Genomic DNA, 18857 nt, shown 5'->3' with positions numbered 1-18857 from the left:
ATTACAGGCGCTCCAGGTTTTTCGCGCGTGGGCCTTTGTCGGCCTGCACAATCTCGAATTCGACTTCCTGCCCCTCCTCGAGGTCGGGGCCGCCGATGTCTTCCATGTGGAAGAACACGTCGTCGTCGGAGTCTTCTGTCTTGATGAAACCGTAGCCGCCAGTATCGTTGAAGAAATCAACCGTACCTTTCGCCATGGTCAGAGCCGCTCCAGGTTCTTCGCTCGGGGACCTTTGTCCGCCTGCTCGATTTCGAATTCGACTTCCTGACCCTCTTCTAGGTCAGGACCTCCTACGTCTTCCATGTGGAAGAACACGTCTTCATCAGAGTCGTCAGACTTGATGAAACCGTAACCGCCGGTATCGTTGAAAAAGTCAACCGTACCTTTTGCCATTGCAACCGCCTTTTGATGGCCCACACGTAAATACCTGCTTGCCCAGTTATATACAGCAGCGAGTGAACGTCCGCCTTGCTAACGTGGGTGACGCAAGACTGATACAGCCGGAGCCAGATGGTCAGATGAATGCGAACGTGGGTCCGGACCCAACTCCAGCGGACGTACGAGCGACTGCTGTTACGCGAAATCTCGGGTGCGCCGACGCACGTCGCCGTGATTCAAGACGGCAACCGACGCTACGCCTCAGAACACGGCGAGGAAGCGAACGACGGCCACCGGCAGGGGGCGAAGACCACCGAGAACCTACTTTACTGGTGTGACGACCTCGGCATCGAGGAGCTCACCCTGTACGCCTTTTCGACAGAGAATTTCAACCGACCGCCAGAGCAACGCGAGTACCTCTTCGACCTCATCTGCGAGAAACTCACCGAGTTCGCCGACGCAGACCGCGTCCACGAGGGCGAGGTGCGCATCCGCGCTATCGGCCAACTCGAGATGCTCCCCCCACGTGTTCAGGAGGCCATCGAATACGCCCACGAGCGGACGAAAGACTACGACCGCCTCCGCCTGAACATCGCGCTCGCCTACGGCGGCCGGGCGGAGCTCCTCGAAGCCTGCCGCGGCGTGGCGCGGTCGGTCCACTCAGGAACCCTCGCGCCGGCGGACATCACGGTCGAAACCCTGGAAGAGCGCATCTACGACGGTCCCGCCCGTGACGTGGACCTCATCATCCGCACGGGCGGCGACGAGCGCACGAGCAACTTCTTGCCCTGGCACGCAAACGGCAACGAGGCGGCCGTGTTCTTCTGTACGCCCTACTGGCCGGAGTTCTCGAAAATCGACTTCTTGCGCTCGATTCGCACCTACGAGGCCCGCGAAGCGAGTTGGCGACGCACCCGCGCCCAGCGCGCCGTCGCGCTCGTCAAGTCATTCGGCGGGACGGAGTTAGACGAAGCAAAGCGCATCATCGACCGTTTTCGCGACCAGTTACCGAGTGGCGAACTGGAGGGCATGGACGTAGACGACGGTCGCGAGACGCAGGCCGACTGAAAGACTGACCGCGACCGAGAGGGATAATTGTCCGGCGGCCGTCCACCCCACCGTGAACCACCGTTTCGGAACCGTCTCCCTCTTCGCCCTCCTCGCAACCCTCTGGGGTCTGTCGTTTCTCGCCATCACCGTCGGCCTGAAAACGCTCGAACCCGTGGTGTTCGCGGCGTTTCGCTACGACGTAGCCGCCGTCCTCTTGCTCGGCTTCGCGCTGGTCGCGAAAACTGATTGGCGACCGACGGGCCGGGCGAACCTCTCCGCCATCGCGGGCGGCGGCCTGTTTCTCGTCGCCGCGAACGCCTTCCTCTTCATCGGCCAGCAGACAGTGCCGAGCGGCGTGGCCGCCATCATGCAGAGCCTCGTTCCCATCATGACCTCGCTCTGGGCGCTCGGCCTGTTGCCGGAAGAACGCGTCTCGCCGGTCGGTGCGGTCGGCATCCTCCTCGGATTCGTCGGCGTGGTGCTCATCGTCCGGCCGGACCCGTCGAACCTGCTCGGGTCGAGCGTGGTCGGCCGACTCCTCATCTTCCTGCAAGTCTCCGGGGTTGCCCTCGGCGGCGTGCTCGTCCAGCGGGCCAAACCGACGCTCGACAAAGCTGCCCTCTCGGGGTGGTCGATGCTCCTCGGCGGCCTCATCCTTCACGCGATTAGCACCCTCATCGGCGAGCCGTTCTCGCTGCCAGAGACGGTCGAGACCGCCGCCGCCGTTGCCTACCTCGGTATCTTCGCAACCGCCGTCGCCTTCTTCATCTACTTCACGCTGCTCGAAGTCCGCGGCGCACTCGAAACGTCGCTCGTCGCCTACCTCGTCCCCGTCGTCGCGACGATTGTGGGAGTGGTCGTGCTCGGCGAGGAGATTACGATGCTCACAGTCCTTGGCTTCCTCGTCGTTTTCGCCGGCTTCCTCGTGCTCAAACGCGAGGCGATAGCCGACCTGGTCCGCGGGACGCGGCGTGAAACAGTACAGAGTTGACGAGGAAAAGCGAACCACGTCTCTCGCTTCGCTCACCACGAGGTGCGGACTATCGTCCGAATCGCCGCTGGCGATTCTGGTAATCGAGTACCGCACGCAGGTAGTCTCGGCGGCGGAAGTCTCGCCAGTTTACATCCGTGAAGTAGAGTTCCGAGTAGACCGATTGCCAGATCATGAAATCAGAGAGCCGTTCGGCCCCGGTTTTAACGACGAGGTCGGGGTCGGTCGGGAAGACGAGGTGGTCTTCGATGACCGCCTCGTCGATGTCTTCGGGGTCGAGCGTTCCCGCGGCCACGTCCTCGCTCGCGGCGCGGACGGCCTTCGCGAACTCGTGTTTGCCACCAAGCCCGATGCTCACCTGCACCGGCGTGTCGGCACGTTCCGTGTCGTCACGACTCCGAACCGCGAGCGGGCGCGGACTTTCGACCTGCGTGAAGGCACGCCGGAGCGACGGCACCGCGGCGGGGTCGAGCACGCTGATGTAGACCATGACGCGCTCTGCGCCGAGTTCGAACGCCCACTCGAGGAACGATTCGAGCGTCCGGTAGGCCCCGCGCTCTAAGAGGTCGCGCTCCGTGAGGACGACGGCCACCCGTTCGGGGACGGCCGCGTCGTGGCGGCGGATGCGCATGGCGAGGTACCGGTCGTAGAGACCCATTGCTCGCAGGTTCTGGGCCGGGTGGGGTAAACCTCACGGATGGGGCGAGCGGTCAGACGTAGACGGTGGTGGTCGGTCCCGCACAGTCGAGCGTCATTTCGAGGCGGTCGCCGTCGATTTCCGCGACGAACCGGACGGAGAGCGGGTCTTCGGTGAGGACCGTCTGTTCGACGATCGTCTCTGCCTTCACGCTGAGCCAGCCGTGGTCAACGAAATCGACGCCGTGGTCGTAGTAGAACGCAGCGACGATAGGGTGGGCAATCAGGTGGCGGTCCGCTGCCGTGAGAAAATCGTGTTTGCACACAGAACAGACGTTACAGAAGCGAAGCGGGAAAATCGTCCCACAGGTATCACAGACGGTGCCCGGAGCGACCTCGTGGACGGGGCACAGCCGTGGCGTCGCCGTGACCGGACCCGTACAGGTCGGGCAGTTGCCCTCGACGAGCGACGCGATGTGCAACTGCGTGGCCGTGTACTGGGCCTCGTACATCTCCGCTGGCGTCCGGTCCAGAATGCCGACCGGCAACAACGGGTCGACGATCATCAGGAGGCCGGGAGGGAGTCCAGGATTAAACCATGCACCCTCACACGTGGTACAGCAAACCGTGAACTTGTCCGGACTCGCCTCGTTGCCATAGTGGAGGACGATGGCTCCCCCACAGAGGAGACACGGATCTGAGATAGGTTCTGCGTCGAACGTGACCGACTCCGTCATCGTTCCGGCGTGGACCGTTCCCATGACCTGTTCACCGCGTCTGGTGAGTACGTACCCTGCGTCGTCGTGAAAGACGAACCGGTCAACGAGTTTCTGCAGGTGGTAGTTGAACTGCGAGCCGTCGCGCGTCCCGACGCGGCGTCTGAGGTCGGCAAACGAAAGCGGGTCGTCGGCCAACCCGTCCGCGGTTCGTGCCTCCCAGAGGGCGTATAAGATTCGCCACGCGCGTCTCGTTGCCGAGACTGGCAAATGCTTCGACGGCGGCCGTGTCGATTGATAGATTCGGTTCGAGTCGCATCACGATTCCCCCTCGGTGAGTACATCATGCTGTACGATAACAATAGACCGAAGGCGGCGGCTCGGTATCGACACTGCTTCAGGAAGGTTAAATAACCGACGCAGGAAAAACGGAGACGTGACTTCGACCGTCCGGCGGGCCGGCGCATTCGCACTCGTTGGAATGCTTTCGCTCTCCGCGCCGGTTCTGGGACGGGCCGCGGCGATTCCGTTCGTCGCCGTCGCCGTCCTCGCGCTGTTCGTCGTAGACGAGGGGCCGCTGTTCGAGTTGTTCGCCAGACCGGGCGACCACCAGGACAAGCGTCTCTACGGGCTCGCGGCCTTCTCGCTCGCGGCCGCCGGTCTCGCCATCCTCGCGTCCATCTTCCAGCTTCCCGTCTCCGTGTTCATCTCGAGCGTGCAGATTCTCGCCTTCGGCAACCTCGCCCAGGAGCTCGTCCGCCAGGGGAGCGACGAGCCGTTTCTCGCGACCGTTGGCTTCTCGACGGGTGGCTTCCTCGCTGGCGTGGCGAGCATGCTCGCCCTTTCTATAGTGAACATCGCACCCACGTCTCTCCCGCTGGCCGCGTTCCTCGCCGCGAGCGGAGCGCTGCTCGGAGCGCTCCTGCGGGAGGTCCTCTTCGAGCGCGACGACCCGCTCGTGATGCTCACCATCGGCTTCCTGCTCTGGCTGTTCGTCGACCTCGGCATCGAGGTATCGAGCCAGCAGGTGCTCCTCGCGCTCGTCATCACGGTCATCCTCGGCTACGTCTCCTACGCCCTCCAGACCGCATCCATCCCGGGAATGCTCACCGGCGTGCTCCTCAGCCTCCTCACCATCGTCCTCGGCGGCTACGGCTGGTTCGCCATGCTGATCGCCTTCTTCGGCCTCGGCGGCCTCTCGACGAAGTTCCGCTACGCCGAAAAACAACAGCGCGGCATCGCAGAGGACAACGACGGCGCGCGCGGCAGCGGGAACGTCCTCGCGAACGCTGCGGTGGCCATCGCCGCCGTCGTCGGCTACACGGCGAGTTCTGCGCTCACGACGCTCGACCCGGAACTGTTCCTCTACGCGTTCGCGGGGTCGCTTGCCGCCGCGATGAGCGACACCCTCTCCAGTGAAATCGGTGGCCTCTACGACACGCCACGGCTCATCACGACGCTCGAACCCGTCCCCGCCGGTACCGACGGCGGCGTGACGTGGCAGGGGGAAGTCGCCGGCGTTGGCGGGGCCGCGCTCATCGCCGTCATCGCCCTGTTGCTGTTCGAAACCGTCGGCACGCTCGGCGCTGGCATCGTCGTCTTCGCGGGCGTGGCGGGCATGACCGTCGATAGCCTGCTCGGGGCGACGCTCGAGGGCACCCGCCTCACGAATCAGGGCGTGAATTTCCTCGCGACGCTCGCCGCCGCCCTCGTCGGCGTTGGCCTCGCCCTCGCAACCGGCCTGGTCGGGCTATGATTCGTGAGGCGACGAAGAGTGACCTGCCCACGCTGCGAGCGATTCAGCAAGCGTCGCTCGACGAACCCTGGCCGGACCTGCTCTCGACTGCCGACGCAGGCGGTCCGCTCATTCTCGTCGCGGAAGACCCAGCACCCGTCGGCTACGCCGTGGCGATATCGAGCTCGGAGGCGACGTATCTGGCGGAACTGGCTGTCGAACCAACGGCGCGACGAAACGGCTACGGAACCGCTTTACTCGTTGCTGTTCTCGACCGGACGAATGGCCGGCTCGAACTGACGGTTCAGGAATTCGACGAGGGGGCGCGGAAATTCTACGACAGCCACAGCTTCGCGGTCGAAGAACGCCTCGAAGACTACTATAAAAGCGGTGACGGCCTGTTGCTCGTCCGCGACTCAGGCGAGTAACTGGTCTGCGGTTCGAATCCGCACGGCCGCCGGTTTCTTCACGAACTCGCCTTCACTTTTTGTGACGATTTGCTCGACGCCGCGCTGGGCGGCCACGTCGAGCACTTTCTGGCCGAGTTCGCCGTCCAGAACGACCGCGTGTGGCGGCACGTCTGCGTCCTTGAGCAGGTCAAAGGCGTTCGCCGCGGGGGCGTCGGACACCGATTTGAAGTCGTCGTCAAGCAAGCGCACGAGCCCCGTCTCGTCGCCGATGACGGCTTTGACGTGACCGAGCAGTGTCTCCGGTTCGGGGCGCGGTTCGTCCGCGTCGTCGCTCGCCTCGCCGTCGCTTGTCTCGTCAGTTTCGGCGACGTCTTCGGAGGCTTCCTGTTCCGACTCGTCCGCCTCGGCGTCCGATTCGACGGCGACGTCCGGTTCTTCGAGAACTGTTCCGCCTGCCTCGGGTGGTGCGGGACGGGCGCTTCCGTCGGTTGCGGCAATGGCCTCGCGGGCGGCCGCCGCGTTCGTCACCTCGTCGTAGGGAACCTTCTCGCGGAGTGCGGCCATGACCTCGTGGCGGTCCAAATCCTCGACCGAGAGGCCGGAGGGCGCGAACGCGACGAAATCCAGGTCGCCGACCTGGGACAGTTCCTTCAGGATGAGTTCGCCCCCGCGGTCGCCGTCCAAGAAGGCCGTGACCGTCTTTCGCTTCGTGAGTTTTGCAACCGCCTCGGGGACGTTCGTCCCCTCGACGGCGATGGCGTTCTTGATGCCGTATTTAAGCAGCGTGAGCACGTCTGCGCGGCCCTCGACGACGATGATGGCGTCGCTGTCTTCGACTCGTGGGCCAGCAGGGAGGCCCTCGTACTCGGTGATGTCCTCGACGCGAATCGACCGGCGGACTTCCTCTATCAGTTCCTCACTGGAGAGGACGCTGTCGTCGAAGGCACTCACGATGAGGTCCTTCGCACGGTCGACGACGCGGCGGCGTTTCGCGGCGCGAACGTCTTCGATGTTCGCCACCTCGACGGTCGAACGACACGGGCCGACACGGTCGATGGTTTCGAGCGCCGCGGCGAGGATGGCCGTCTCCACCTTGTCGAGACTGCTCGCGATGGTGATGTTGCCGAACGAGTTGCCCCGTTCTGAGTCGATACTGACGTCTATCCGACCGACCTTCGATGAGTTCTGGAGGTCGCGGAGGTCTAAATCGTCGCCGAGGAGTCCCTCGGTCTGGCCGAAGATGGCCCCGACGACGTCACTCCGTTCGACCACCCCGTCGGCGGTGATGTCTGCGTGAATGAGGTATTTTGCTGAATCCTCCATGAGTGATGAACTGCCCCTGTGCGGGGCTGGATGATGATGAGGCCATGAGTGCGTTCATGGACACAAATAAAGATTCGCCGCGCGCGATTCATATACCTTGTCGTCGGCGGTATCGCGTGGGCGCTCTCGTCCGGTTTTTGCGGCGGTTCGCGCGCCGTTTGCGTCCACCCGAAACTACACCTTCTCGGCCCGTGAGACACGGGGATATGGGTATCGAAGAAGCCGACATCGACCCCGAACAGTTTCTCTCAGACGTAGAGATGCGAATCGGCGAAGTCGTGGACGTCGCGCCGTTTCCGGAGGCCAGAAAGGACGTGTACAAACTCCGCGTCGATTTCGGTGGGACCGTCCGCCAATCCGCAGCCGGCCTGACCGAGAACTACGACCCTGACGACCTGCTCGGCAAGCAAGTGGTCGCCGTGGTCAATCTCGGAACCGTCAACATTGCCGGGTTCGAGAGTCAGTGTCTCGTCACCGGCGTAGACGACGAGTCGGGCACCGTCGTCCACCTGCGACCCGAACGCGAGGTGCCGAACGGAACCCGCGTGTATTGAAGGGAAAATTTCTTCAAACCGCAATTTTGGTCACATTTAGCAATGTTTAGATACTAGTAGAAGGTATTAACCAGTGATAATGCCCGGTACATGGAAGTACATTCTCTGGATTGCCGTGGCGCTCGTGCTGGTGGCGCTCTCGGTTCCGTGGTTCCTCTGGGGGGACTCGCGGGTCGCGTTTGGCTTGCCACTCTGGATATGGTGGCACGTCGGCTGGATGTTCGTGACCGCAGGCGCGTTCTACGTCTTCGCCCAGCGGGCGTGGGGCCTCGGCGTCGAGGGGGTCACCAGTGGCTGACGTCGCCCTGCAACTCGGTATCATCGGCGGCTACCTGCTGCTCACGCTCATCATCGGGCTCGTCGCCTACCGCCTCACGGACAGGACGGCCGAAGATTACTACCTCGCGAGCAGGACGTTTGGCACCGTCGTTCTCCTGTTTACGACGTTCGCGACACTCCTCTCTGCGTTCACCTTCTTCGGCGGCCCGAACATCTCCTTTAGCGCCGGCCCCGAGTGGATTCTGGTCATGGGGGTGATGGACGGCGTCCTGTTCGGGATTCTCTGGTACGTCGTCGGCTACAAACAGTGGGTCGTCGGAAAGGCCCACGGCTACGTGACACTCGGGGAGATGCTCGGCCATCGCTTTGGCTCGAAATCGCTCCGCATTCTCGTCGCCGCAATCAGCATCTTCTGGCTGTTCCCCTACGTGATGCTCCAGCAGATGGGTGCGGGCTCCGCCCTCGTCGCCCTGAGCGATGGGGCGATTCCCTACTGGGTCGGTGCCGGCGGCATCACGCTGTTCATGATCGCCTACGTCGTCGCCTCCGGAATGCGCGGCGTCGCGTGGACCGACACCCTCCAGGGTGCGTTCATGCTGGTCATGGTTTGGGCGGCTGTCCTCTGGATTCTCAGTTCGCTCGGTGGCCCGAGTGCCGCTACCGCGCAGATGGGCGCGGCACGGCCAGACTTTCTCTCACTCGGCGGGGGTCTCTACTCACCCCAGTACATCATCGGCACCGCCGTGAGCATCGCCTTCGGCGTGACGATGTTCCCGCAGGTGAACCAGCGATTCTTCGTCGCCGGGTCGAAGAAAGTCCTGAAGCGCACGTTCGCGCTCTGGCCGCTGCTCGTCGTCCTGCTGTTCGTCCCCGCGTTCATGCTCGGGTCGTGGGCGGCGGGCCTGAACCTCACCGTGCCCGAAAACGGCAACGTCCTCTCGGTGCTCCTGCGTGATACGACGCCCGCGTGGTTCGCGGCGCTCGTCATCGCCGGGGCAATGGCCGCGATGATGAGTTCCTCTGACTCCATGCTCCTCTCGGGGTCGTCGTACCTCACCCGGGACATCTACCGACAGGTGGTCAGCAGCGCCCGTCGCGAGGACACGGTCGCACGGATCGGCGTCGCCGTGTTCGCCATCGTCTCGTTCGTCGCGAGTCTCTTCGCACCCGGAACGCTCATCGAAATCGGCGCAACTGCATTCGGCGGCTTCGCTCAACTCGCACTCCCGGTCATCGTCGCGCTCTACTGGGCGCGAACGACCAAATGGGGGATGCTCGCGGGAATCATCGGTGCACAGGGATTTTATCTGTTCTCGGTGTTCCTCGTGCAGGTTCCCCGAACGATAATGACCTGGGACTCGTCACTGTACGGTATGGCGATTGGCCTCATCCTGACGGTCGGCATCTCGCTCGTCACGGCCCCCGCGGCGAGCGAAAATCGAGCAGTCTACTTCGAGGAGGTTCGCGCTGACTGATGGCGCGCACTGAATCGACTACTCACGACCAGACGCACGTCGTCCCCGTCGGCTTCGACTACGACCGACTCATCGCGCCGCTCGTGCGCGACCAGCACTCGGTGGACCGCGTGATTCTCCTCGAAGGCGCGGTGGGCAGCGAGGCGAACGTCGAGTACAGCAGACGCCTCGCCGAGAAACTCGAACGCGACTTCGCGAACCTGCTCGGCGCGGAAACCGAACGACTGGTCATCGAGAACGTCTACGACTACGACACCGCCTTCGAACAGGCCTACGAACTCGTAAACGACGAACTCGACGCCGGCAACGAGGTCTGGGTGAACCTCTCTGCGATGCCCCGGACCGTGAGTTTCGCCTTCGCGATGGCCGCCCACTCCGTGATGGTCGAGCGCCAGGAGGACCGCGAACGCATCCACACCTACTACACCGCCCCGGAGAAGTACCTGGAGACGGAACTGGCAGAAACCCTGCGCCGGGGCACCGACCTCGTCTCGGAACTCCAGACCGACGACCAGGACGAGCGCGTCTCCTCGTGGCTGTCGGAAGCGCAGTCGCTCCTCTCGGAGTTCGACGAGCGCGGGACGACCATCGGCGCGAAACCCGTAGAGGGCAGTCACATCGTTGAACTACCGGTGGCCTCGTTTTCGAGCGTGAAACCGTTCGAGGAGGTCATCCTGTTCAAACTCGGAGAGGACGGCGAGTTCGAGAGCGTGAGCGAACTGGCCCAGGCGCTCGCCGCCGATTTGGGCGAGGAGTATTCGGACAGCTTCCGCTCGCGGGTGATTTACACGGTCGACCGCCTCGGACCGGGCGGGAAAGGCTACATCGAGCAACGTGAAGAAGGGAAATCCTACCGGACGAAGCTCTCTCGAATCGGAAGCCTGTGGGTTCGCGCCCACGCAGACCGGTAAGTTAGTTTTCCAGTTTTTTGACGCGGGTGGCGAGCGCGAGGAACGTCGCGAGCACCGTGAGGGTAATCGCCCCCGCGGCGGCGATTTCGTGGCCCGGACTCGCGTGGGTCACGACGCCGTCTACGATTGGCTCCACCGCGGGCGGGAGCAGCGTGTGGTGGGGATTCCCGACGATGGGCACGAAGTAATCCACGACGTCGTTGAGGAGGTACCACCCGGCGGCGACGGCGACGGCCTTCACCGGGAAGTTGGTGATGCGGTGCAGGAGGAAGCCCTGGACGACCATGGCGAGGTGGCTCCAGAACAGGAAGTTGTACATCGCCCAGTGGAGGTAGCCGAACTCGGTCATGAACACGCCGAGGACGAACGGCGTCCACGCGCCGAGTTTCAGACACCCGAAGAAGGCCAATGCTGAGAGGTAGTCGTTCTGTCTGCCGAGGAGCCACGCCCCGAGCGCGAGGGCGATGAACAGGGTGGCAATGGGGCTATCAGGAACCAGAGGCCACATCACCACCGGTTCGATGGAGAACTGGAACAGGTAGTAGTAGAAGCCAAAGGCCGTCCCGGCGAGGTTGACGAAGACGATGAGCCACGCGATGCGCAGGCCGAAGTCTTCGAGCCATTTGGGGAGGGGCGCGACGTACCACGGCAGGTCGTCGGGTTCGGGAACCGGCTTCGAGAAGAGACGAGAGAGGAGTCCGCGTCCGGTTTCAGAGGCCATTGCCCGCAGAGAGGGGCGGGTGGGGCAAAAACGCTACTGAAGAGGAGAAGGTGCGCCCAACTTATCTATATCAATAGTAAAACGCCGGCTGATGACGTTGGCTTATAATTGAATTGATTGATAGAAAGTAGGTGCAAAATAGAGATATGGACTATAGAGTGGAGGTTCTACAACGGAGATATAAGTTTAAGTCGGCTCACTAAAATCCCTCTTAGAATTAATACATAGAATCATTAATAAATTAAATCAAATGAATAATTTTATATGTTGTTTGTTTGAGTTATGAGTGGAGTAGTATAACTCATGTCAGATTCCACTCGTAAAATTTCAAGTCAAGGTCGCCGCCAATTTCTAAAATCTCTATCTGGTCTGGGTGTTGCAGGAGCAGCTCTCAACTACATGAGTCAAGATGCACTCGCTGAACTTACTGAAAACCCTCACGACGAGGTTCCACGGCTTGAGTCACTTACACATACCAACCATGAAGACGTTATAAACAACGGTGCGAAACCTGAGCGAGAACCGGTCTATTACACCATTCCCGCGACGAGTGGGCTGTCACTCAAAGCGCACACGACGTCCGCAAGCAAGTCGAGAACCATCTCAAATCGACGCTCGGCCTCGAACTTCAAGTAGCAGTTTCAACCCAAAAAAATGGCGAGAAACAGGTGGAAGTGTTTGTCCCATCGAAGGATCCAAACAATGAATTGAACCAGATTTCAGTATCGAAGCAAGATGTTGAAAACGCCCTCCCACAGAAGATTAACGGAATTGCAGGTCGAAATGGTACTGCACCGGTGACAGTGGAAGACATCCCAGTCTATGTTCGTGAAACCTCGTGCACGTATCAAACGTACTATGACACAGATTACCGTCCTATTCCAGATGGATGTGCGTACCGTACTGAAAGTGGCGCTCGCTGTACAATTGCCACACCCGCCACTAACATTAGCAACGGAGAAGGGGTATTAATTTCAGCTGCTCACTGCTTTGTAATCCCACAGAATACTCTGGTTTACCAGTCAGATGTTGACAATAATCATGAAGGATTCCTAGGTCGATATACTTTCGAAGAGAGCCCCTACTTCGATGCCGCAGTAATCGAAACAGATGGAGTTGGCACCAAATACGACCTCGCCGATGATGGTGGCACGTACCGCGATATGGGTATTGCTGGGACTCTTTCTCGTCAATACATCGAAGATATGGAAGGAACTCAGGGGAAGCTCACTTTTCAAGGTAGTACAACGGGTACCTCTCTCGGTAACGTAACCTCCGTGAGTGGCGACCAATACGCAACAAACAATCCAACTGAGAAAGGAGACTCTGGTGGTCCATCCCACCGACCTCAAACAGGCTCATACTCAACTTGGACAACTATTGGTGGGGTCCTCAGTCGCAAAGACGATAATAATCCGGACTGGCGCTGGTTCACGTTCATGGAAGAAATTGAGAATGAATTAAACGTCACTATCTAATTCGCCTTCTCAGACTTTCATCGCCCAAATAATTAACAGATGATGAGCTATTCCTTATAGACCATCTTGAGCAGGGAATCGCTTCTGAAACAGCAGTTATTCCCGATGGATTACGTTCTGATTGTTGGAGTGCGAGTGCCAGGATTTCAGTCTACGAGATGGGTCGAGAAGTAGTGGTTGAATCGGGGACAGCAATCACTGGCGAATATGTACTGTTGGGACCGCCTGGTGAATGTGTCAAAACTGGCGAGTATATCTTTTCAGATGAAATCGGAATAGATCGAGAGAGGTTCGAGATCGAGTTCCAACTTACTATCGATGAGAAGTAGTTCTAGAGTGGAAGCGATGTGACATACTGGTTCGCGTTTTTGGGACGCGTATGCAACGTGGTAGCTGAGAGGTCAAGGACCACCTTTTTCGCGTGAAAAGGAATACACAGACAAAGAGTAGCGTGCATCCAGAAAGCCCATTCACCTTCTCGTGCGCCGCCCTACCACAATCGGTACGCATTAACCCTCCCAACCGCTACAGTCGCGTATGCCTGAGGAGACCAATCTTGAGGAACTGAAGCGCGGCACCGAACTGGTGAAGCGCGGATTCGCGAAGATGCAGAAGGGCGGCGTCATCATGGACGTTGTCAACGCGGAGCAGGCCCGCATCGCGGAAGACGCTGGTGCGGTTGCCGTCATGGCGCTCGAAGCCGTCCCCGCGGACATCCGCAAACGCGGGGGCGTCTCGCGCATGGCCGACCCGGCGAAGGTCAAAGAAATCATCGAGGAAGTCTCGATTCCGGTCATGGGCAAGGCCCGCATCGGCCACACGACCGAGGCGCAGATTCTCGAAGCCATCGGCGTGGACATGATCGACGAGTCCGAGGTCCTGACGCCCGCGGACGACGCCTACCACATCGACAAGCGCAACTTCACCTCGCCGTTCGTCTGTGGCGCACGTGACCTCGGCGAGGCGCTCCGGCGCATCAACGAGGGCGCGGCGATGATTCGCACGAAGGGCGAGGCCGGCACGGGCGACGTGAATCAGGCCGTCAAACACCAGCGCGCCATTCGCGGCGCGATTCGCGAACTCGAAGGTATGACCTTCGAAGAGCGCGAGGCCTACGCCCGCGAAATCAGCGCCCCAGCCGAACTCGTCCACGAGACGGCCGAGATGGGTCGGCTTCCTGTGGTGAACTTCGCCGCCGGTGGCATCGCGACGCCCGCAGACGCGGCGCTCATGATGCACCACGGCTGTGACGGCATCTTCGTCGGCAGCGGGATTTTCGGCGCAGAGAACCCGCCGGTCATGGGCGAGGCAATCGTCGAGGCGGTCAACAACTGGGACAACCCCGAGAAACTCGCCGAGATTTCGTCGAACATCGGCAAGGGCATGAAAGGCGAGGCGAACGTCGACCTCCCCGAAGAGAAGAAGCTGCAGGGTCGCGGCGTCTAAGCCCCTCGAATTCTCTCGGTTTCGCTCGTGAAAAGCGACCGCTCAGTCCCGTTCGGGGACGAGCGTCGCGCGGGTGACAGCCTGTTGGTCGCTCTTTTCTAAGGCCTGCTGGGCATCTGCGAGGCAGAACTCCGCGTCGAGCAACGACTCGTAGGGGTAGTCGTCGATGTGGGCGTCGAGGAACTCCAGTGCGCGCTTTAAGTACCACGGCTGGTAGAACAGCACCGAGTACGTCGTGATGCGGTTCAGCGTGAGGTTCGCGGGCGTGAACTCGCCAGACAGGTTCGGCGAGATGTTCCCGATTTCGAGGTACCGCCCGCCGGAGCGAATCATGCGCGTCCCCTCGTCGAACACCTCGGGGAAGCCGGCGACCTCGATGGCGAGGTCTGCACCGCCACCGGTCACTTCCTGTGCGCGGCGGATGCGCTCGCCGGGCGATTCGAAGTCCGTGATGTCGATGACGTTGTCCGCACCGAAGTTCTCGGCCTGTTCGAGGCGATTTTCCGCGCCTTCGAGAACCGTGACGGTTGCGCCGTTCTCTTTGGCGACGGCGATGGCGTGGAGGCCGAGACCGCCGGCTCCCTGGATGATGACCTCCTCGCCTGCGGTGATGCCGCCAGCGTGGTCCACACTAAATAGAATCTGGCTGAGCGCGCAGTTCGCGCTCGCCGCGACCTCGTTTGGCACGCCCTCGGGCACTTTGTAGAAGTACTGGTCCGGGTGGATGTAGTAGTGCGTCGCGAACGTCCCCCGGAAGTGCGGCGCGATGTGGTGGGGTTGCATCCACTCGCCGGTCGAGCGAATCAGGTCGCAGGCGTAGAACTGGCCGTTCGAGCAGGCCCGACACTCTCCGCACTGCTGGAAGTAGACGGGGACGACGAGGTCGCCCTCGGAGAGGCGGTTGCCTGCAGAATCTGAGGTTACGTCGTCGCCGAGTTCGGTGATTTCGAGGACAGCTTCGTGGCCGAACACCGCGCCCGACGGCACGGGGAACTCCTCGCGCCAGAAGTGCAGTTCCGAGCCGCAGACGTTCGTCTGGACGACTTCGGTGAGGACGGCCCCCTTTTCGACGTCGGGACGTTCGTCGATTTCGACGATGTCCACCTCCCGTTCGTCTCCCTTGACGACGACTTTCCCGAACATCTCAGTACTTGTAGTCCGTGTCGATTTCGCTCGCCGTCTCGACCATCGAGACTGCAGCGTCGCTGTACTGGAGCACCTTCTGCATGTCCCCATCGAGGTTGAACACGCCGCTCATCAGGCCGTCGATGGCTCCCACCTCGCCCTGTGTCAGGCGCACCCAGTCGGTGTAGTCGCCCCGATAGGCGAACCCGTAGTCGATGGCCTCCGGATTCTCTACCTGACGGCAGTCGTACACGTCGCCGTCTTCTAAGCCGATGAAGAAGTAGCGGTCGTCGGGCAGTCTATCGTCGGGTTTCAGATGGAAGATGAAGTCGCCGTTGAATCCCACACCCCAGCCCTGACTGGCTTTCGCGTATTCTTCGTTGTTCTGCAGTCGGTCCTCCCACTCGCTGATCCATCGGTCGCTCGGAAATTCGATTGCCATTGGTGAAACGGTCTCCGTCGCGTGATGCGACAACGTCTCACACTCAGACCGATTGACACCTAAACATTGGCCCGGAATACCGCCGTGTTTTAAGAGTGTCTCACGGGAACAGCGTCGCGCCTTGCCCGATGCGCGTCTGGTAGGCCCGGGCGTCAACGCCTACGTCGGCGAACCCGTCGAGCATCGCGTTGGCGATGGGGCGCTGGTCGCCCTCGTGGCAGGCGGCGATAATCGTCGGACCCGCCCCGCTCACGGTAACGCCCGTGGCACCGGTTTCGAGCGCCAAGTCACGGACGGTGTCGTAGCCCGTAATGAGTTCTGCGCGCGCCGGGGTGACGACGGTGTCGTGCATGCCCCGCCCCACGAGGACCGGGTCGTTTCGCGCCATCCCCGCGGTCAGGGTGGCGGCCTTGCCAACGGTATCGATGAGCTGGGAGACCGACGCCTGCTCGGGGACGACCCGGCGGGCGTCGCGCGTAGAGACGACGATGTCGGGCAGGCACGCCACGAGCGGGATGGAGGCGTCAATCTGCGCGATACCGTCCGGCGTCGCGATGGTGAATCCACCGAGAATCGAGGGCGCGACATTGTCGTCGTGGGCGTCCCCGGAGACGACGGCTTCCCCCTTCGCGGCGATGGGGACGAGTTCCTCGCGGGTGAGTCCCCGGTCGTAGAGTTCGTTGAGCGCGACGGCGGCGGCCGCGGCGCTCGCGGCAGAGGAGCCGAGTCCGGAGGCCGGACGGACTCCCTTGTCTATTTGAATGTGGGCAGGTGCGTCGAGTGCTCTGGCGACGGCCCCGACCGTGTTCTTGTTCGGGTCTTCGGGGATGTACTGCGCCCCAGTACCCGTCACCTCGATGGTCGTTCGGTCGGCCTTTTCGACGCGGACGATGTCCGCGGGCCGTTCGAGCGCCACCCCAAACACGTCGAAGCCACTCCCCAGATTCGCACTCGTCGCAGGCGCCCGCACGGTAAGCATGGCACAGGGTTGTGTGAGAGTCTGTTTATAATTGGCGGAGCATCGTTTCGCCTGACAGGAAGCCAAAACGTACATTGTTGCCGGTTCAAAACCTCCGGGCATGATAGGGGTCGTCGGCGGCGGTATCGCCGGACTCGCAGCGGCGTATCGCCTCCAGAACCACGGCCACGACGTGCACGTTTTCGAGGCCAGTGACGACGTTGGCGGACTCGCCGCCGTCTACGAGACGCGCGGCGACCGCATCGAAAAGTTCTACCACCATCTCTCTGCCTCTGAACGGACCATCATCGACCTCATCGAGGAACTCGGCCTCGACGAGAACCTGGAGTGGCCCATCGGCAAGAACGCCTACTACGTAGACGGCGTCATCCACCCGCTCGACAAGCCCTGGGAAATCGCCGCCTATCCACACATGAGCGTCTACGACAAGTTCCGGCTGACGATGCTCACGATGGAAATCGACATGCGCGGCGGCATCCCGAAGTTCGACACCTACGAGAAGCTCGAAGATTTCGAGGATGTGCCCATCAAGGATTTCCTCATCGAGCACACCACCCGCGGCGTCTACGAGAACTTCTTCGAACCGCTGCTCGACGCCAAGTTCGGGAGCAAAAAAGAGGACGTCTCCGCGGCGTGGCTGCTCGGGCGCATCAAGTTCCGCGGCGAGCGCGACCTGCTCCGGGGCGAACCACTCGGCTACCTCATCGGTGGCTTCGGGCAACTACTCGACGCCCTCGTAGACGAGGTGGGTCGCGAGAACATCACGACCGGCGCGCGCGTGACGACCGTCGATTTCGACGAACAAGTACGCTCGATTACCGTCGAGACTGAAGACGGAGCGACCGACCACGAGGTCGATTCGGTCGTCGTCGCCTCGATGCCGAACGTCTTAGAGGACCTCACGGGCTACGAGTGCGACATCGACTTCCAGGGGACGGTCTGTTCGGTCATCTCGATGGACGAACCGCTCACCGACACCTACTGGCTCAACATCGCGGACGACGCGCCCTTTGGCGCGCTCATCGAACACACGAACTACATCCCGCCCGAGCGCTACGGCGGCGAACACATCCTCTACGCGCCGATGTACATTCAGGAGCCAAGCGAGCGTCTCTGGCAGGCGAGCGACGCGGAAGTTGAGGAAATCTGGCTCTCCGGGTTAGAAGACCTGTTCCCCGACTTCGACCGCGACTCGGTGAACTGGATAAAGACCGCACGAAACCCGCGGACAGCACCCGTGTACGAACGCGGCTACCTCGACATGGTCGTGCCCTACGACCTCGGAGACGAGGTGGCCGAGGGCATCTACTACGCCGGCATGGCTTCGAAGGCGCAGTACCCAGAACGGTCGTTGAACGGCGGTATCGTCGCCGGCTACGAGGCCGCCGACGCGATTGCGAGCAAGCGCTGATTAGCTGTCCGGCGCGTAGGTGTCGCCCGTGACGAACACCGGGAGGTTCGTGTCGCGGGCTTCACGAGAGAGGCTATCCAGCCAGTTTCGCACCTTGTCGTGGAGGCCAGCTTTCTCCTCGAACGTGTCGTATCGAACGTCGTAGCCTTGCGGGAGTTCCGTCACCGTCGCGCTGGTGAACGCAGCGTGTCGGTAGACGCTGATTCGCTGGCCCGGTTTGTGCGTGAGTGCGCTGTTTCCGCGACGCAGGTGAAACTCTCCGAGGATGCCGCCCGTCTCGGTTCCGACGCCGGTGGTCAGACCGCCAGCGGTGAACAGAAAGATGACGGCGTCGCTGTGGGCCGCGAAGGCGACCGACTGGGCGAGCGGGTCCATGCCCTCGACGCGGGAGGTTCCGGGCTCACGCGCTCGATTTCGCGCCGCAGCCTGCTGGTGAGTCGGAATATCGATGTCTGTCGCGATGAACGCACGGCAGTTGTGGTGCTCGCGGAGTTCCGCACAGAAATCGCGGAGCGCCTGTTCCATATCGCCGGTTCCGTCGTCGGTTACGTGTTCGTCCGGGTCGAACAGTGGGTCTGCCTGAAACGGCGTTCGGAGTTTGTCCGCGTCGTCGTAGGCGTACGTCGCGTCGAATGCAGTGTACGGCCCCATGACGTACACGGTGAAATCGTTGTGCGCACCGAACTGTGGGGGTGTGGGCGCCTGCTCTGCGAGGATATCGGCGATTGGGCGCCCGTCGTACCGGAAGGTCGTCTGCCCGTCGAACATTATTCACGGAATCTCTGTGACGGGTAAAA

At 61.5% G+C, this 18857-nt stretch carries 22 protein-coding genes; 12 read left to right on the top strand and 10 right to left on the bottom strand.

What is annotated here, in order from left to right; translation table 11 throughout:
• Position 1 precedes the first annotated feature (1 nt).
• Both P1M51_RS02405 and P1M51_RS02400 read right to left on the bottom strand, forming a co-directional pair.
• On the bottom strand, positions 2-196 hold the full coding sequence (locus tag P1M51_RS02405; RefSeq protein WP_276246597.1) for a cold-shock protein: 195 nt from the start codon (positions 194-196) through the stop codon (positions 2-4).
• A gap of 2 nt (positions 197-198) precedes the next feature.
• Positions 199-393, bottom strand: coding sequence for a cold-shock protein (locus tag P1M51_RS02400; protein ID WP_276246596.1), 195 nt, complete (start codon positions 391-393; stop codon positions 199-201).
• A gap of 129 nt (positions 394-522) precedes the next feature.
• Here P1M51_RS02400 and uppS point away from each other — a divergent pair, with 129 nt between their 5' ends.
• Together uppS and P1M51_RS02390 are read left to right on the top strand one after the other, a co-directional pair.
• On the top strand, positions 523-1446 hold the full coding sequence (uppS, locus tag P1M51_RS02395; RefSeq protein ID WP_276246595.1) for a polyprenyl diphosphate synthase: 924 nt from the start codon (positions 523-525) through the stop codon (positions 1444-1446).
• 52 nt (positions 1447-1498) lie between these two features.
• The gene (locus P1M51_RS02390; RefSeq protein WP_276246594.1) at positions 1499-2419 is read left to right on the top strand and encodes a DMT family transporter; all 921 of its coding nucleotides are present in this window, start codon (positions 1499-1501) and stop codon (positions 2417-2419) included.
• 49 nt (positions 2420-2468) lie between these two features.
• On the opposite strand, the gene P1M51_RS02385 is transcribed toward P1M51_RS02390, so the two are convergent.
• Both P1M51_RS02385 and P1M51_RS02380 read right to left on the bottom strand, forming a co-directional pair.
• On the bottom strand, positions 2469-3077 hold the full coding sequence (locus tag P1M51_RS02385; protein ID WP_276246593.1) for an undecaprenyl diphosphate synthase family protein: 609 nt from the start codon (positions 3075-3077) through the stop codon (positions 2469-2471).
• A 52-nt stretch (positions 3078-3129) separates the two neighbouring features.
• A complete protein-coding gene (locus P1M51_RS02380) occupies positions 3130-4041 on the bottom strand; it encodes a hypothetical protein (protein ID WP_276246592.1) in 912 nt (303 codons plus the stop codon).
• 166 nt (positions 4042-4207) lie between these two features.
• Here P1M51_RS02380 and P1M51_RS02375 point away from each other — a divergent pair, with 166 nt between their 5' ends.
• On the top strand, positions 4208-5527 hold the full coding sequence (locus P1M51_RS02375) for a DUF92 domain-containing protein (RefSeq protein ID WP_276246591.1): 1320 nt from the start codon (positions 4208-4210) through the stop codon (positions 5525-5527).
• Complete coding sequence (locus P1M51_RS02370; RefSeq protein ID WP_276246590.1) at positions 5524-5934, top strand: N-acetyltransferase; 411 nt, start codon at positions 5524-5526, stop codon at positions 5932-5934. Before P1M51_RS02375 ends, P1M51_RS02370 begins: the two co-directional genes overlap by 4 nt.
• On the opposite strand, the gene dnaG is transcribed toward P1M51_RS02370, so the two are convergent.
• Positions 5923-7239, bottom strand: coding sequence for a DNA primase DnaG (dnaG, locus tag P1M51_RS02365; RefSeq protein WP_276246589.1), 1317 nt, complete (start codon positions 7237-7239; stop codon positions 5923-5925). The genes P1M51_RS02370 and dnaG overlap by 12 nt on opposite strands.
• A 206-nt stretch (positions 7240-7445) precedes the next feature.
• Between dnaG and P1M51_RS02360 the strand changes: the two genes are divergently transcribed.
• The 4 genes from P1M51_RS02360 to P1M51_RS02345 all read left to right on the top strand — a co-directional run bounded on the left by P1M51_RS02360 (position 7446) and on the right by P1M51_RS02345 (position 10458).
• Positions 7446-7793: a tRNA-binding protein gene (locus tag P1M51_RS02360; RefSeq protein ID WP_276246588.1), complete on the top strand. Its 348-nt coding sequence runs from the start codon at positions 7446-7448 to the stop codon at positions 7791-7793.
• 79 nt (positions 7794-7872) lie between these two features.
• The gene (locus tag P1M51_RS02355; protein ID WP_276246587.1) at positions 7873-8091 is read left to right on the top strand and encodes a DUF3311 domain-containing protein; all 219 of its coding nucleotides are present in this window, start codon (positions 7873-7875) and stop codon (positions 8089-8091) included.
• Positions 8084-9547 carry a sodium:solute symporter gene (locus P1M51_RS02350; RefSeq protein WP_276246586.1) on the top strand — a complete coding sequence of 488 codons (1464 nt, stop codon included), beginning with the start codon at positions 8084-8086 and terminating at the stop codon, positions 9545-9547. The genes P1M51_RS02355 and P1M51_RS02350 overlap by 8 nt, the downstream gene beginning before the upstream one ends.
• On the top strand, positions 9547-10458 hold the full coding sequence (locus P1M51_RS02345) for a DUF6293 family protein (protein WP_276246585.1): 912 nt from the start codon (positions 9547-9549) through the stop codon (positions 10456-10458). Before P1M51_RS02350 ends, P1M51_RS02345 begins: the two co-directional genes overlap by 1 nt.
• Position 10459: 1 nt before the next feature.
• Here P1M51_RS02345 and P1M51_RS02340 read toward each other — a convergent pair whose 3' ends face one another.
• Positions 10460-11179 (bottom strand): DUF1405 domain-containing protein, encoded by a 720-nt coding sequence (locus P1M51_RS02340; protein WP_276246584.1) that lies wholly within the window; start codon positions 11177-11179, stop codon positions 10460-10462.
• A 303-nt stretch (positions 11180-11482) separates the two neighbouring features.
• Between P1M51_RS02340 and P1M51_RS20085 the strand changes: the two genes are divergently transcribed.
• The 3 genes from P1M51_RS20085 (at position 11483) to pdxS (ending at position 14103) form a co-directional block, all read left to right on the top strand.
• Positions 11483-11815, top strand: coding sequence for a twin-arginine translocation signal domain-containing protein (locus P1M51_RS20085; protein WP_369685078.1), 333 nt, complete (start codon positions 11483-11485; stop codon positions 11813-11815).
• 32 nt (positions 11816-11847) lie between these two features.
• On the top strand, positions 11848-12657 hold the full coding sequence (locus P1M51_RS02335) for a hypothetical protein (protein WP_276246583.1): 810 nt from the start codon (positions 11848-11850) through the stop codon (positions 12655-12657).
• 537 nt (positions 12658-13194) lie between these two features.
• Positions 13195-14103 carry a pyridoxal 5'-phosphate synthase lyase subunit PdxS gene (gene pdxS / locus P1M51_RS02330; protein WP_276246582.1) on the top strand — a complete coding sequence of 303 codons (909 nt, stop codon included), beginning with the start codon at positions 13195-13197 and terminating at the stop codon, positions 14101-14103.
• Between the two features lie 42 nt (positions 14104-14145).
• Here pdxS and P1M51_RS02325 read toward each other — a convergent pair whose 3' ends face one another.
• The 3 genes from P1M51_RS02325 to P1M51_RS02315 all read right to left on the bottom strand — a co-directional run bounded on the left by P1M51_RS02325 (position 14146) and on the right by P1M51_RS02315 (position 16649).
• A complete protein-coding gene (locus tag P1M51_RS02325) occupies positions 14146-15246 on the bottom strand; it encodes a zinc-binding dehydrogenase (RefSeq protein ID WP_276246581.1) in 1101 nt (366 codons plus the stop codon).
• A gap of 1 nt (position 15247) precedes the next feature.
• Positions 15248-15670, bottom strand: a complete 423-nt coding sequence (locus P1M51_RS02320; RefSeq protein ID WP_276246580.1) for an SCP2 sterol-binding domain-containing protein — start codon at positions 15668-15670, stop codon at positions 15248-15250.
• 100 nt (positions 15671-15770) lie between these two features.
• On the bottom strand, positions 15771-16649 hold the full coding sequence (locus P1M51_RS02315; protein ID WP_276246579.1) for a homoserine kinase: 879 nt from the start codon (positions 16647-16649) through the stop codon (positions 15771-15773).
• A gap of 100 nt (positions 16650-16749) precedes the next feature.
• Here P1M51_RS02315 and P1M51_RS02310 point away from each other — a divergent pair, with 100 nt between their 5' ends.
• Entirely contained in the window at positions 16750-18060 is a 1311-nt protein-coding gene (locus P1M51_RS02310; protein ID WP_276246578.1) for an NAD(P)/FAD-dependent oxidoreductase, read from the top strand.
• On the opposite strand, the gene P1M51_RS02305 is transcribed toward P1M51_RS02310, so the two are convergent.
• Positions 18061-18828, bottom strand: coding sequence for a hypothetical protein (locus tag P1M51_RS02305; RefSeq protein ID WP_276246577.1), 768 nt, complete (start codon positions 18826-18828; stop codon positions 18061-18063).
• Positions 18829-18857 lie beyond the last annotated feature (29 nt).

The organism is Haladaptatus sp. QDMS2 (assembly GCF_029338295.1).
In the GTDB taxonomy this organism is placed as follows: domain Archaea; phylum Halobacteriota; class Halobacteria; order Halobacteriales; family Halococcaceae; genus QDMS2.
The sequence above is the reverse complement of the archived record's forward strand: the minus strand, read 5'-3'. Positions and strand labels throughout refer to the sequence as shown.

What these genes read in the sequence shown, in the direction of transcription:
- P1M51_RS02405 (WP_276246597.1), bottom strand. Translation starts at nt 196, where the DNA reads ATGGCGAAAGGTACGGTTGATTTCTTCAACGATACTGGCGGCTACGGT.
- P1M51_RS02400 (WP_276246596.1), bottom strand. Translation starts at nt 393, where the DNA reads ATGGCAAAAGGTACGGTTGACTTTTTCAACGATACCGGCGGTTACGGT.
- uppS (WP_276246595.1), top strand. Translation starts at nt 523, where the DNA reads ATGCGAACGTGGGTCCGGACCCAACTCCAGCGGACGTACGAGCGACTG.
- P1M51_RS02385 (WP_276246593.1), bottom strand. Translation starts at nt 3,077, where the DNA reads ATGGGTCTCTACGACCGGTACCTCGCCATGCGCATCCGCCGCCACGAC.
- P1M51_RS02370 (WP_276246590.1), top strand. Translation starts at nt 5,524, where the DNA reads ATGATTCGTGAGGCGACGAAGAGTGACCTGCCCACGCTGCGAGCGATT.
- dnaG (WP_276246589.1), bottom strand. Translation starts at nt 7,239, where the DNA reads ATGGAGGATTCAGCAAAATACCTCATTCACGCAGACATCACCGCCGAC.
- P1M51_RS02360 (WP_276246588.1), top strand. Translation starts at nt 7,446, where the DNA reads ATGGGTATCGAAGAAGCCGACATCGACCCCGAACAGTTTCTCTCAGAC.
- P1M51_RS02355 (WP_276246587.1), top strand. Translation starts at nt 7,873, where the DNA reads ATGCCCGGTACATGGAAGTACATTCTCTGGATTGCCGTGGCGCTCGTG.
- P1M51_RS02345 (WP_276246585.1), top strand. Translation starts at nt 9,547, where the DNA reads ATGGCGCGCACTGAATCGACTACTCACGACCAGACGCACGTCGTCCCC.
- P1M51_RS02340 (WP_276246584.1), bottom strand. Translation starts at nt 11,179, where the DNA reads ATGGCCTCTGAAACCGGACGCGGACTCCTCTCTCGTCTCTTCTCGAAG.
- P1M51_RS20085 (WP_369685078.1), top strand. Translation starts at nt 11,483, where the DNA reads ATGTCAGATTCCACTCGTAAAATTTCAAGTCAAGGTCGCCGCCAATTT.
- pdxS (WP_276246582.1), top strand. Translation starts at nt 13,195, where the DNA reads ATGCCTGAGGAGACCAATCTTGAGGAACTGAAGCGCGGCACCGAACTG.
- P1M51_RS02325 (WP_276246581.1), bottom strand. Translation starts at nt 15,246, where the DNA reads ATGTTCGGGAAAGTCGTCGTCAAGGGAGACGAACGGGAGGTGGACATC.
- P1M51_RS02320 (WP_276246580.1), bottom strand. Translation starts at nt 15,670, where the DNA reads ATGGCAATCGAATTTCCGAGCGACCGATGGATCAGCGAGTGGGAGGAC.
- P1M51_RS02315 (WP_276246579.1), bottom strand. Translation starts at nt 16,649, where the DNA reads ATGCTTACCGTGCGGGCGCCTGCGACGAGTGCGAATCTGGGGAGTGGC.
- P1M51_RS02310 (WP_276246578.1), top strand. Translation starts at nt 16,750, where the DNA reads ATGATAGGGGTCGTCGGCGGCGGTATCGCCGGACTCGCAGCGGCGTAT.
- P1M51_RS02305 (WP_276246577.1), bottom strand. Translation starts at nt 18,828, where the DNA reads ATGTTCGACGGGCAGACGACCTTCCGGTACGACGGGCGCCCAATCGCC.